Annotated in this window: 10 protein-coding genes; 1 reads left to right on the forward strand and 9 read right to left on the reverse strand. The window is 50.5% G+C overall.

Annotated features, from left to right (window positions below; translation table 11 throughout):
• Positions 1–79: 79 nt before the first annotated feature.
• Positions 80–880 (reverse strand): co-chaperone DjlA, encoded by an 801-nt coding sequence (gene djlA, locus G006_RS0112530; RefSeq protein WP_020483540.1) that lies wholly within the window; start codon positions 878–880, stop codon positions 80–82.
• Positions 881–949: 69 nt separating this feature from the next.
• Here djlA and G006_RS0112535 point away from each other — a divergent pair, with 69 nt between their 5' ends.
• Positions 950–1,846: a phosphoribosylaminoimidazolesuccinocarboxamide synthase gene (locus G006_RS0112535; RefSeq protein ID WP_020483541.1), complete on the forward strand. Its 897-nt coding sequence runs from the start codon at positions 950–952 to the stop codon at positions 1,844–1,846.
• 59 nt (positions 1,847–1,905) lie between these two features.
• Here the strand turns inward: G006_RS0112535 and G006_RS0112540 are convergent, their stop codons facing one another.
• The 8 genes from G006_RS0112540 to mgtE all read right to left on the reverse strand — a co-directional run bounded on the left by G006_RS0112540 (position 1,906) and on the right by mgtE (position 12,791).
• Positions 1,906–3,150: a sialidase family protein gene (locus G006_RS0112540; protein ID WP_020483542.1), complete on the reverse strand. Its 1,245-nt coding sequence runs from the start codon at positions 3,148–3,150 to the stop codon at positions 1,906–1,908.
• A gap of 135 nt (positions 3,151–3,285) precedes the next feature.
• A complete protein-coding gene (locus G006_RS0112545; RefSeq protein WP_020483543.1) occupies positions 3,286–5,715 on the reverse strand; it encodes a TonB-dependent receptor in 2,430 nt (809 codons plus the stop codon).
• Positions 5,716–6,130: 415 nt separating this feature from the next.
• Positions 6,131–8,932, reverse strand: a complete 2,802-nt coding sequence (locus tag G006_RS0112550) for a glycosyltransferase (RefSeq protein ID WP_020483544.1) — start codon at positions 8,930–8,932, stop codon at positions 6,131–6,133.
• A 304-nt stretch (positions 8,933–9,236) separates the two neighbouring features.
• A complete protein-coding gene (locus G006_RS0112555; protein ID WP_020483545.1) occupies positions 9,237–9,434 on the reverse strand; it encodes a winged helix-turn-helix domain-containing protein in 198 nt (65 codons plus the stop codon).
• Between the two features lie 101 nt (positions 9,435–9,535).
• Positions 9,536–9,790 (reverse strand): cell division topological specificity factor MinE, encoded by a 255-nt coding sequence (minE, locus tag G006_RS0112560; RefSeq protein WP_020483546.1) that lies wholly within the window; start codon positions 9,788–9,790, stop codon positions 9,536–9,538.
• Positions 9,790–10,602, reverse strand: a complete 813-nt coding sequence (minD, locus tag G006_RS0112565) for a septum site-determining protein MinD (RefSeq protein WP_026147021.1) — start codon at positions 10,600–10,602, stop codon at positions 9,790–9,792. Before minD ends, minE begins: the two co-directional genes overlap by 1 nt.
• Positions 10,603–10,623: 21 nt before the next feature.
• Positions 10,624–11,364 carry a septum site-determining protein MinC gene (minC, locus tag G006_RS0112570; RefSeq protein ID WP_020483548.1) on the reverse strand — a complete coding sequence of 247 codons (741 nt, stop codon included), beginning with the start codon at positions 11,362–11,364 and terminating at the stop codon, positions 10,624–10,626.
• A gap of 68 nt (positions 11,365–11,432) precedes the next feature.
• Complete coding sequence (mgtE, locus tag G006_RS0112575) at positions 11,433–12,791, reverse strand: magnesium transporter (protein WP_020483549.1); 1,359 nt, start codon at positions 12,789–12,791, stop codon at positions 11,433–11,435.
• Positions 12,792–12,813 lie beyond the last annotated feature (22 nt).

Genomic DNA, 12,813 nt, shown 5'->3' on the forward strand with positions numbered 1-12,813 from the left:
GTTGTACCTCCCTCGTTGTTAAGCAGTTAATCTGTTTATTTCAAGCCCGTCAGCCGCCTCTGTGGCTGGTGGGCTCTTTTTAAAACCCTCTTGCTTCCCGTATCGTTTCATAGGCTTTCCTGATTTGCTGAGTCTTTTGCTTGGCCATCTGCATCATTTCCTCGGGTAAACCTTTAGCCACCAACTTGTCTGGATGGTGCTGACTCATCAGGCGCCGATAGGCTTTTTTCACATCGGCATCCTCGGCTGTCGGGGGTATGCCCAACACGGCATAAGCATCCTCGAATTTTGACAGGCCGGACTTAGCCTGGAACTGTTCGCCGGACTGCTGAAAACGATGCTGCGCCTGTACTTGCCCTTTAATAATTTGATATTCGAAACGCGATACACCCAGTTGCGCGCAAATATCCAGCAACAGATTTTCTTCCTTGGCATCGTAGACGCCGTCGGCAAAAGCCGCCTGAATCTGGATTTCCACGAACATTCGCACCAAATGGGTACGGCGATGGCATTCCACCCGGAATTGCCGTAGCACTTCCGCTAACGGAAAATCGACCTGCTTGCCTTGCTGAAACAGTTGAACAGCCGCTTCGCGCAGCTCGGGGTTGAGTTCCATATTGTCCATTACCCGTTTCGCCAACCCGATTTCCTCGTTGGAAACCCGGCCATCTGCCTTGGCGACATGACCCATCACCGCGAAGGTGGCGGTGAAAAAGGCCATTTGCACGCGCTGCTGGTCGCCCGGATTAAATGACTCGCCGGCCATCCCTTCCATTCCGGCATCAAACTGATGCCCCACCGACGCACCGAAAATTGCGCCCAACGGTCCGCCCAACATAAATCCAAATGCCCCACCCACCAACTTGCCCAGCCAACTCATGCGTTTCCTATCCTCAACAGGTTTAATGATAAAATTGCAGACACTTTCCACTGACTCCGCACCCGTATTATGAATGCCCCCGCCGCACTTTACGAATCCTCTCTGCCGCATTTGAAATTGCTCGGCCGCGGCAAAGTCCGCGACATGTACGAAATAGACGATAAGCATTTGCTGATCGTCACCTCCGACCGGATGTCGGCGTTCGATGTGATCATGCCCGACCCGATCCCCGGTAAAGGCCGGGTATTGACCCGGGTGAGTAATTTTTGGTTTGAAAAAATGCGCGATATTATTCCCAATCATTTAAGCAACGATTTGACGCTGGCGGACGTGATTCCCGATTCCGATCTAAGAGCACAAGTGGAAGGCCGAGCCATCATCGTCAAACGTCTGAAGCCGCTACCAGTCGAAGCCATCGTGCGTGGCTATCTGATCGGTTCCGGCTGGAAAGATTATCAACGTTGCGGAGCAGTGTGCGGCATCGAACTACCCGCCGGCCTGCAACAAGCGCAACAACTGCCGCAGCCGATTTACACACCGTCCAGCAAAGCCGAAATGGGCACGCATGACGAAAACATCAGCTTCGCCGACACGGTGGCGTTAATGGGAGAGGAACTGGCGGGCAAAGTGCGCGAGGCCAGCTTGCGGCTATACACGACAGCTGCTGATTACGCTCGCGAGCACGGCATCATCATCGCCGATACTAAATTCGAATTTGGCCTGGACGGAGACGGCACACTGTATTTAATCGACGAAGCGTTGACCCCCGATTCATCACGCTTCTGGCCGGTCGAACAATATCAAGTCGGCATCAGCCCACCCAGCTTCGATAAGCAGTATCTGCGCGATTACCTGGAAACATTGGATTGGAACAAAACCGCCCCCGGCCCGAAATTGCCGGAAGAAGTTAGCAGAAAATGCGCTGAAAAATATCGGGAAGCGGAATTGAAACTGATTGGAAATTGAACTGATCAATCAGGCCGCCATCCCGCGGTAATAGCGGGATGGCCTTAGATCAATAAAACCTAAATCGGCTGGAATTGATAACCCTGCGCAGTTTGCCAGGACAAATAGAGATTCTCGCCATCGCTCAACAGAAAAGCGTCGTCCGCGCTTTCCGCCGATTTACCGACGACTTCGGGTTTCGACCAACTCAGTCCGCCATCATTAGACTTAATCAACTGCAACAGATTATGGCTGCCGTCGAATTCCGACCAAACCACTGCTACTTGTTCGCCCTTGGCAAACACGTTGGGATGTTTGGCACCTTGATTGCCAAAACGGTAGGCCGGCGAATAACTTAGACCGCCATCCTTGGAGTGGCCGTAAAACAAGCCTTGTTTATCAGCGGCTCCGCTGAACCATACCGAATGGTAAACGCCATTGTCGGCAATTGACAGGGCCGGACCATGATGCGGACAGGCGTCGATTTTCCAGTTTTCTTGGCTGACGCGCTGCACAGCTCCCGGCGTGTGCCAATCCTTAAATTTAACCAATGCATGATCGCGGATATTGCCGTCATAAACATGCCGCCACAGCACCACCGGCAAATTGTCGGCATCTATTTCCACTCCCAAGCGGCAGCATTCACAGCTATGCGGTGCAACGATCTTGTTGGGATAAAAGCTTTTACCGCCATTGTCCGACCAGGCGTAATACACAGCAGTACCTGCAAACTCTTGCTTGGCTGCCTTGGCTTTTTCTTTATCGCGTGCGTCCAGCCAAGCGACGAAAATCTCACCATTCTTCCCCACCGCCAAGGCATCGAAGCGGTGACCGATCACATCCGGATTGTCATTAACCGTAATGGGCGTGGAAAAACTTTTCCCGCGATCCGTCGAACGACTGAAACGAATATGGCCGGTATGGCGTTTTTCCAGGTTCTGGGTCCAGGTTAGGTAGAGATTACCTTGCGCATCGAGTTTGATTTTTGGCCGGTATTCGCCACGCGCGGCAATCGACTCCGGCTCCGCATTTACCGCAACCGGTGCGGAAAAGCTCGCACCTTTATCGGTAGACGATTGCACATAGATATGATCGCGAACTACCCAAGCCAACCACAGCACACCGCTATTGTCGAAAGTCGCGGTGACCGTCTCGGAACATCCTATGGCCGGACTGGTTTGCAGATCAGTGCATAGCGCTTTTTTGTCGGCATGCTGTTCGTGCTTAGCCGACTCAGCGCCTTGCTGGATTGTAACCGGCTCGTTGGCACATGCGGTCAAAATCAACGAGGTAATCATTGCCAAAGGGAGTTGAAATTTCATCATCGTCTTTTAGTAGGCACCCGGAAAGTTACGAACATTTTTACCCGTTTGACAGGATAAAATTAAACTGTGTTATTTGACGCACAGCAAGGATATGACGCACTCTGTCGTATCCTTGCAGATACATTCAATACCCGATTAATAGTTAAATTTCAATTCCGCGATATAGGTGCGCTGCGGAAACACGTGGAACAGCCAATATTTTTCGTTGGTGATATTGTCGATACCCGCCGAAAGCGTCAGTTGCTTGGTCAGTTGATATTTGGCACGGGTATCCACAACGAAAAACGCGCTACCGGTACCGGTGTAGGTATCCGGATTGACGTCGCTGTTATCGATTTGTCCATATTGCTGACTGCTATAGCGTCCGCTGATAGAGGACGTAAAATCCTTAGTCACATGGTATGTGGCCGTGGCACTGGCCCGCCACTCCGGCACTCTAGGCTGATACTTGCCAACCGAAGCCGGCAACGCCGCATTTTTATCGATACGCGAGTTCGCCCAAGTCACGTTACCCGCCAAATCCAGGCCATCGATAACGACATTACTGTGTTCACCGGAAAACTCCCAACCATAGGTACTGATTTGGTCGATGTTCTGAGCGTACGATAAGCTCGAGTTAGTGGATGGACTGAAAGTCGTTTGACTGTAGATGGCGTCGTAAACCTTCTCGTGAAACAAGCTTAAGCGCAATGAACCTTCGCTCAGAAAATATTGCGCGGAAAGCTCGGAGGAAAGCGCTTCTTCGGGCTTCAGCGTTGGATTGGGGTTAACAATATTTGCAGTGCCTCCGGAACCCACGTTCGTACCCTGAAACAGTTCGGTCACCGTTGGGAAACGGTAAGCCTGAGCAATAGAGCTGGTAATTTTCCAGCTATCGGTCGGCTTCCAGGCCAGCGATGCTTTTGGCGAAAATCTTAAATCGCTACGGTTGGATTGATTGATCGTTCTGCCGTTGGAACCGGTATTGGTCCCATCAAAGGCATTCCAGTTCTCCAGACGCCCACCCAAGGTCAACGTCCAATCGGGATCGAATGTCCATGCGTCTTGAATCCAGATAGCATTGGTTTCGGTCTTGCCTTGTGAATTGGTGAATAAACTATCCTTGCCGCCATATAACCAATTAGACGTGTTGTATTGCTGATTATTTAACTCGTAAAAATCGTGATGATAACCAAAGCTCACATGGTGAGGCCCCCATGCCGACTCAGGACGCCAGATACCCTTGGCATCAACGGTATGCCAACCGGTGTCGTTTAGACTGGTAATTCTACCGGCGCCGCCGGCATCTGCTCGATTCGGGGCAACTGTCGGAGCTCTTTGCTCATCCTGACCGTAATTGATCACGCTACCTGTTAATTCCCAATCGAAAATACCACCCGTGTTTGATTTTAGCGCCATGCCGTGCGACCAATGCATTTGTTGATAGTCATTTTGCGCAAATGATGGAGAGTCAAGATTATAAGTTTTACCTCCAAAACTCGCATAGCCACTATTAACCGGCAATCCCGTAACTGCATTGTTCAAATAACTTTTAAACCCGCCACTTTCATCGTTTTGCCAAAGTCCAAGTGTATAGGTAGCCTTCAATGTCGGCGTGATATCGTAGGCCAGCTTCCATTTAAAATTGTCTTGTACGGTATGCCTGATATTACCTTCCCCAATCGCTGAGTACGGGACATTCGTCCTATCAAGATCTCCAACAGCGCCCATTACCGGAGTAATTGCGGTTCCCACTGGAAGAGCTGCAATTTGCGCATTGCTTAGAGGGGCAGTTGGACTTCTGGTACTGTTGTATGTACCCGTAGGCACAAGATAAGAATACGTGACCGGCTGACTATGCGCATCCAAATGACTGACATCAAAGCGCCAGGAAAAATCGCCGTGTCGGCTACCTAGATTTGCCGTGTATTGTTGCGAATCATAGACGTCTGTATGGCCGTACACATCGTATTCCTGCCACGCCGACTGTACGCCGCCGCCGGCCTCGAATTTCTCGGGCATCCGCGTCGTAATATCAATAACACCACCGATCGAGTTACCGCCGTAGGCTGCGGAAAACGGTCCGTACATCACATCAACCCGTTCGATTTCCGATGGCGATACCATATTCCAGCGCGGAGAACCGGTCATGCCGTTGTTATTGCCCAGTAGCGACGACAGCAAAATGCCGTCGGCATAAATTAAGCTGCGCGCGCTGGAACCGGTCCCGGAAGTACGCATCGACACCGGCATTTCCTTGTCACCAATATAACGTTTGCGCACCAGAATATTAGGTAGATACTTGATCGCATCCTCGGTGTTCATCACGTTGATGGTATCTTCCATCTTCTCGCGGGTAACGCTTTCGGTCACAGCAGGCAATTTATATTTTTCTGTAGTCGTTTGCGTAGCGGCTTTTCCGCCTTCGGCAGTAACAGTCATTTCCGGCAATACTGCGGTTTGATTGCTACCGGTTTTGTTGTCCGGCTTGCCATCTTCAGTCGCCGAGGCTCCGGGTAACACAGTGAGCAGCATCGCTCCCAATAAACAGGGCTTGGCGCTAAGTTTGATTTTTGCGTGTTTCATAGGTTAAAAAATTGCGAAGGCATGCGATTTGTTATTACTAAGGGCTAATTGTCGGCAAAAGCGCTATTTAAAACACCAAGGGTTTCGGGTGATCTCACACACTTTAAAACAACCATTTGTAGACTCAAGCAATTTTCAACCCTAAATACAATTATGCTTTTTTATCAATCAATTAATACAATCCACCATCAAATACGCTACTCAAATAACCCATTTATGTGGCAAATGCCTCATGTGAAATAAGCCATATAACACAGTTTATTTTATTCACTCCCGCCATACCCTCTGTTTTGGCGCTTAACCTTAAAACCTCAGCAACACATCAGGTAGCAACTGGAACCGGCCTCGCCCCCAAAACAAAAAACCCTTGCCAGCTTTAGCCGACAAGGGTTTTCAGAGACTAAGCAAGCAATACTTATTCGTCCGCGTCTAATTCATCGGCGGAGAGTTTTTTGCCCGGAAAATAATTAGGCGCAACGCTAATCAGAATCGTCAGCAATGTGGCGACATAAGGCACTGACTGCACCGCCAATACCGCCATCCACAGCCGGCCGCTCAAGTTATCGAAGTGCTCGATGGAGCGCATCGCCAGAATACCGGCGACGAGTAAGGTCAGCAGTAACAACTCCTGCCAAATGATCAACAACCCAGCCACCAACGGCCCTTGTTGCTCGTATTTTGGCGTGCGCATGAAGGGCTTGCCGGAGGTGAACAACCCCTGCAAGGTACCGCGAGCCACCGTGTGTGTAAGCGACAAACCCGCCAGCGCCGCACCTAAGGCATGCAACATCGAGCAAGCCACCCGCGCTTTGTACAACCACAAACCGCGCAAGATTTTGAATGCAAACAAGCCTATGGTCGGCAACAAGAACGCGTTTACCGGCAGTTCGCTGTGAATAGGATCCGACACGATCAGTGCGGTCAATATCAAACTGGTCCCGGTAAACAACAACGCCAACGCATCGGAAAACCAGGGCAACCAACCGGCCACAAAGTAATAACGCTGCGCGGAGGTAAGCGAAGACTTTTTGTTAGGCAAGAAATGCCGCCAATGCTTTTTGATGATCTGCATAGCGCCGTATACCCAGCGGAAACGCTGCGTCATATAGCCGGAGAAGGTGTCCGGCATCAGACCGCGACCAAAAGACTCCTTGCAGTACACCGAATCGTAACCGGCTTCGTAAAGACGTAGACCCAATTCGCTATCCTCGCAGATACACCATTCGCCCCACGGACCGACTTTGTCGAAGGCCGACTTGCGGACCATGGTCATCGTGCCATGCTGGATGATGGCATTGAATTCGTTACGCTGCACCATGCCGATATTAAAGAAGCCGGCATACTCCCAGTAGCAAATATCCTTGAAAGTACTTTGACCGGAATCGCGATAATCCTGCGGAGACTGCACAAAGCCGACATTTTCCTGGTCGAAATACGGCACCATCGCTTTCAACCAATCCGGGCTCAAGATGTAATCGCTATCGATCACTGCGATGATTTCTGCGTCTTCGGCGGTATTGGTCAACGCATAATTGATCGCACCGGCTTTGTAACCTGGCCAATTATCCAAATGGAAGAAGCGGAATTTCGGGCCAAGGCGGTCGCAATCGTCACGCACCGGTTGCCAAACTGTCGGATCCTTGGTGTTGTTATCCATCACCAATACTTCGTAGTTCGGATAGTCGACCTTAGCCAACGCATTCAGGGTTTTGCGCACCATTTCCGGTGGCTCGTTATGAATCGGCAAGTGAATGGACACTTTCGGATAACGAAAATCCGCCGAAGGTGTTAACGGCGTAAACGTCCGCCGGCCTTTTCTATGCCAAATAACTTCGGAAATCTCCAGACTCTCCGTTAACAACACCAGAATAGCCATGGCCTGCATCATCAGCAAAATGGCCCAGAACACCACCGAAAAGCTGGTCTGATATTGCGCTGCCGCGATTGACGCCGACCAGAACAAGACCGAGGCCGCCAAGTTGGCAACGATACCGAAGAAAAATTTGCCCGGCAGCTTCAGACTCTTACGAGTGAACAAGAAGGCCGCCATCAAGATAATACTGAGTACCGCAGCCCCACTGGCCCAGTTGCGCCAGGTCGGGTTTGCTAAGACATCGCCTTCCATCGGGAATTTCGGCTGCCGGTCGGCATTGAATAAGCCCCAATAAGCACCGGCGGTACCTTCCAGCTTGATCTTCCAAGGCTGGTCAAACGCTTCGACCACGTAATAAATCACGTTTTCCGCCGTCGCCCGGTTCAGGAACTCCCGTAAGAATTTGGCTTGATTCGCCAACGATGCGCTGGCGGCTTTTTGCGGCGGACCGTCCGACGGCCAACCCACCTCGGTGATCACGATGGTTTTGTTGGGATAAAGCTGTTGCAATTCGTAGTAACGCTTAAAGACATATTCGACAGCGTTTTCGCCTTCCGCGCCTTGCGGCAAGTCAACCGGCACACCTTCCCAGTAAGGCAGTATGTGCACGGCTATGTAATCGACTTCCGCCGCTAGTGCCGGATTGGCAACCCAAATATCCCAAGTTTCAGCAGTACTGACGGGTTTCCAAGTGCGCTTTTTCACTTCACGAATGTATTCGATCAGTTCATTGGCTTTGCCGGCCACCTCGGCTTTAACGTCTGCCTCAATTTTCAGTTGCAAATCTTGTTCGCTCATTGAGCCAGAAAATTCTTGACGAACTTTCTGCGCGATGGGGCCACTAACCTTGTTTCTGTAACGCAACAAGGATTCGTTACCAACCAGCGTGCGGACAATAGTTTTTGGATATTGATTGGTTAGATTGATCAGACTTTCGACTTCGCGCTGATTTTTATCCAGCCGCTTCTGCGTGTTCTCTAACTTTTTTTGCGGATCGTCCTCGGAGCTGTCGTCATCAACCAAATCCACCCAACACCCCATCGCCAGGTTGATCGCATTCTTGGCCGTCAACTCAGGAACAACCTCCATGCCCTCCAACGAGGTATAAGTTCTTATCGAATGGGCTTTACCGGACAACAACTCCAGATCGGATTGAATTTGCTCCCTGGTGGGAAATACGCCGTCCGCAGGATTGAAATCGCGGCCCTTGGGATTAAAGGTCACCCCCATCATGGTATCGCTCCAGGATGGCAGTTTTAACGGGTTATTGACGTAAGACCAGATACCCAGGTTGATGACAACCAGTAGCACCAAGGTGAAAAATGTGGCAATTTTGGCTTTCATTTCGACAGAAAGACTCCGCGTTAGAGGGTTATTAGAATCAGTATTTTTATAGTTTTTTACGGCATTACGCAGCCATTCCGTCGGCAAATTAAAATGCGTTTGTACGGTATCTGATTTCGACAGAGCGCCTGGCGCGTGTCTAAGCGGGCCACGCATTCCTGTCAGGTAACAGATTTACCAACAAAACACAGCGGCATTTAGGAACCCGCCCAAGGGCAAACCCCGGCGACGCTCAAACCGGTAAAGAGCCGGTATTGAATGTCGCCACGCTTAGCTCAACCTTAAGCAGGTTGCGGGAAAACTTTTACTTCAATGAAAGGGTTTCTACGCGGCCTTTCATTTCAATATTAAGTTTGTCTTCTTTAGCCAGCCAACCGATAGCTCGCTGTACGTCGTTCTTACCCAAGCCGGTTTCGGTTGTGACTTTATTAACGCTAGCTTCGCCATGCGTATGCAAATATTGCCAGACTGCTCCAGCTGCTTCGCCAATTGTATCCACCATTTCAACTCCTCATCATTTAAACAACAAAAAAAATCGGGGGGTTTTAGTCGTGCTATCCAGCCTCACGCGGCATAAGCCGCAGCAAAAACCAGTCAGCACAACTAACGCTCATCAGGCAGCACAATATTAAGTTCCAGGGTTTCCTGGTTTCCATCCTGTTCAAAATTAACGGTAATGGCATCCTGCCCGACATTGACATATTTACGGATCACCGCCAACAATTCTTGTTGCAACTCGGGCAAATAGGACGGCTGATTTCTGGATGCGCGCTCATGCGCGACCAGAATTTGCAATCTTTCCTTGGCCAGCGATGCCGTATTGGTTTTCGAGGATCTGAAATAATCTAAGAGACTCATCACTTGCTCCCGAATAGCTTACTCAATAAGCCCTTTTTCTCTTCCTCAATAAAACGATGTGGTTTGGTTTCGCCCAAGTAACGCGCCACGATGTCCGCATAAGCCTGACCTGCATCGCTTTGCTCGTCGAGAATGACCGGCGTACCGGAGTTTGACGCATTCAACACAGACTTGGACTCGGGGATAACGCCCAACAAATGTAGCGACAAAATTTCCTGTACATCGTCAACGCTGAGCATCTCGCCCAATTTCACCCGATCCGGCGAATAGCGCGATAACAACAAATATTCCTTGATCGGCTCTTCGCCATTCTCGGCGCGGCGCGATTTGCTGGACAAAATACCCAGCATCCGATCTGAATCCCTGACCGATGAGACTTCCGGATTCGTCACCACAAACGCATCGTCAGCGAAGTACATGGCAAGTGTAGCACCGCGCTCTATTCCTGCCGGTGAGTCACAAACGATGTATTTAAAGTCTTTGGACAGCTCTTCCAGAATCTTGCCGACGCCTTCTGTTGTTAAGGCATCTTTATCACGGGTTTGCGATGCCGGCAATATAAATAACTGGTCGCAACGCTTGTCTCTGATCAAGGCCTGATTTAAGGTGGCTTCGTTGTTGATGACATTAACCAAATCATAAACCACGCGACGCTCGCATCCCATGATTAAGTCGAGATTACGCAGCCCCACATCGAAATCGATCACAGCGGTTTTATGCCCACGCTTCGCTAAGCCCATCGCGATAGCGGCGCTGGTTGTGGTTTTGCCCACACCACCTTTTCCCGATGTTACTACGATAATTCTGGCCAATGTTGTTCCTCCAAGAAAAGCTTAAATATCTTTGATAATCAGAGTCTGGTTATCCAGACTGATCTGTACCGGCTTGTGCGCGGGATACTTGCTCAAGTCGTCGCTGAGCTGGTAAATGCCGGCTATCGAAATCAGTTCAGCTTGCAAATCCGAACAAAAAATACGGCTATTGACGTTACCCAGCACACCGGCTAACGCTCGTCCACGTAAGGAGCCGTATATATGAATATTACCTTCCGCCATGATTTCCGCGCCGGCACTAACGGTTGCGGTGACGATCAAGTCGCCTTTGGCATAAACCCGCTGACCCGAGCGTATCGGCTGGGTGACTAACTTATTTTCTATTGATTGACTCGCTTGCTTTTGCTCTTCCGGCGCGGGTGTCGGCAACGTTTTTGCCGGCGCTTTGTTGACCAGGGGCGCGTTGCTGCCGTGCAGGGAATGCTGAGGCAAATTCATAGCCAAGGCATCGCCGTTCTGTTGTTCGTTACCGCCACGCAGCCCTATCGGCATGAAGCCGTGCTGCCGCACGATAGCGACTATTTCGGTGAAATCAATTGGCTGGTTTTGAGCGTTAAGTTTTTGCAGATCGATCAGCAATGGCGAGTTTTTAAAAAACTCGGGGGCCTGAACCACCTTTTCCTTGAGCTGTTGATCAATCAGAGAGATGTCGTTACTGGCTAACAGCAACACCGGCACCGTCAGAGACGTGCTTTTAAACTCCAAAGCTGTTTTTTGCGAAGTAGGTGCGCCGGTTGACATCGAGTTTGGAAAATCCGCTACTGAATGTCCGAAATACTATCATTTTCCGTGACAAAAAGCACAGTTCCTTACAGTAAAAACAAGGTTGCCAAGCCCAAAAATGCCATGAATCCAACCACATCGGTAACGGTGGTCAGTAACACACCGCCAGCCAGAGCGGGATCCACACCGATCTTGTCCAACAACACCGGAATCGCCACGCCGGATAAAGCCGCGCATACCAAATTGATCAACATCGCCACACCAAGCAACATACCGATATGCGGATTATGGAACCACAGCCCGGCCACTACCGCCACCACAACAGCCCATACCAAACCGTTTAACAGACCCACGGAGACCTCTTTAAACAAAAGACTCAAAGCATTGCTGGTAGTGACCTGCCGCAAGGCTAAACCCCTGACCACCAGCGTCAACGTCTGACTGCCGGCGATACCGCCCATACTGGCGACAATCGGCATCAATACCGCCAACGCGACGATCTGCTGAATGGTGGCCTCAAACAAATCGATGACCGAAGCGGCCAGGAACGCGGTAAGCAAATTCACGCCCAACCAGAGCGCACGGCGCTTGGCGCTACTAAATACCGGCGCAAACATATCCTGCTCTTCGCTCAAGCCGGCCATGCTCATTAATGAGTGATTGGCTTCTTCGCGAATCAAACCGACGACATCGTCGATAGTGATGCGCCCCAATACCTTGCCGTCATCCGCCAATACGGGCGCGGACAACAATTTCCGCCGCTCGAACAAACCCGCAACGTCGCGACTAGGCATACCGTAGGGAATACCTGAGGTACGGGTATCCATAATCGACTCAACTTTGGTATGCGGGTCGTGCGTCAACAATTGATTAATCGGCAACAAGCCCTGAAACTGCTCTTTGCGATCCACCACGATTAGGCTGTCTGTAGCGGCCGGCATATTCCCGCGCAAGCGTAAATAACGCGTCACCACATCCAGCGTCACATCGGCGCGAATGGTTAAGACGTCGTCAGACATCAAGCCGCCGGCGGTATGCTCGTCGTAGCTAAGCGCCTTTTCGATGCGATTGCGGTTATGTACGCCGATCGATTCCATTACTTGCGACAGCAACGGCTCGGGCAATACATGCAGCAGATCGACCATGCCGTCAGCACCCATGGATTCGGTAGCGGCTATCAAATCTTTTCTATCGGTGATTTTCAGCAAGCTGCTGCCCACTTCGACATTTATCTCAACCAGAATTTCGCCGATCACGCTGGGCGGCATCACAGCCCACAGCTTGGCGCGCAGCTCCGGCTCTAAAGACTCGAGAATATGCGCCGCTTCCGCCGGGTATAAGGAACGAACTAAGTTCCTAATCTCGATCAGAGAGTCTTTTGCCAGCACTTCGATGGCGCGATCTAAAAGATGCTCGGTATTTTCAAGCTTTGCTGCTGATGTCATGGGTAAAAACCAAGAAATTGGG

It is taken from the genome of Methylomonas sp. MK1 (assembly GCF_000365425.1).
Lineage (GTDB): Bacteria > Pseudomonadota > Gammaproteobacteria > Methylococcales > Methylomonadaceae > Methylomonas.

Excerpts from the sequence above, each read along its gene's own strand:
- djlA (WP_020483540.1), bottom strand. The coding sequence starts at position 880 with ATGAGTTGGCTGGGCAAGTTGGTGGGTGGGGCATTTGGATTTATGTTG.
- G006_RS0112535 (WP_020483541.1), top strand. The coding sequence starts at position 950 with ATGAATGCCCCCGCCGCACTTTACGAATCCTCTCTGCCGCATTTGAAA.
- G006_RS0112540 (WP_020483542.1), bottom strand. The coding sequence starts at position 3,150 with ATGATGAAATTTCAACTCCCTTTGGCAATGATTACCTCGTTGATTTTG.
- G006_RS0112545 (WP_020483543.1), bottom strand. The coding sequence starts at position 5,715 with ATGAAACACGCAAAAATCAAACTTAGCGCCAAGCCCTGTTTATTGGGA.
- G006_RS0112550 (WP_020483544.1), bottom strand. The coding sequence starts at position 8,932 with ATGAAAGCCAAAATTGCCACATTTTTCACCTTGGTGCTACTGGTTGTC.
- G006_RS0112555 (WP_020483545.1), bottom strand. The coding sequence starts at position 9,434 with ATGGTGGATACAATTGGCGAAGCAGCTGGAGCAGTCTGGCAATATTTG.
- minE (WP_020483546.1), bottom strand. The coding sequence starts at position 9,790 with ATGAGTCTCTTAGATTATTTCAGATCCTCGAAAACCAATACGGCATCG.
- minC (WP_020483548.1), bottom strand. The coding sequence starts at position 11,364 with ATGTCAACCGGCGCACCTACTTCGCAAAAAACAGCTTTGGAGTTTAAA.
- mgtE (WP_020483549.1), bottom strand. The coding sequence starts at position 12,791 with ATGACATCAGCAGCAAAGCTTGAAAATACCGAGCATCTTTTAGATCGC.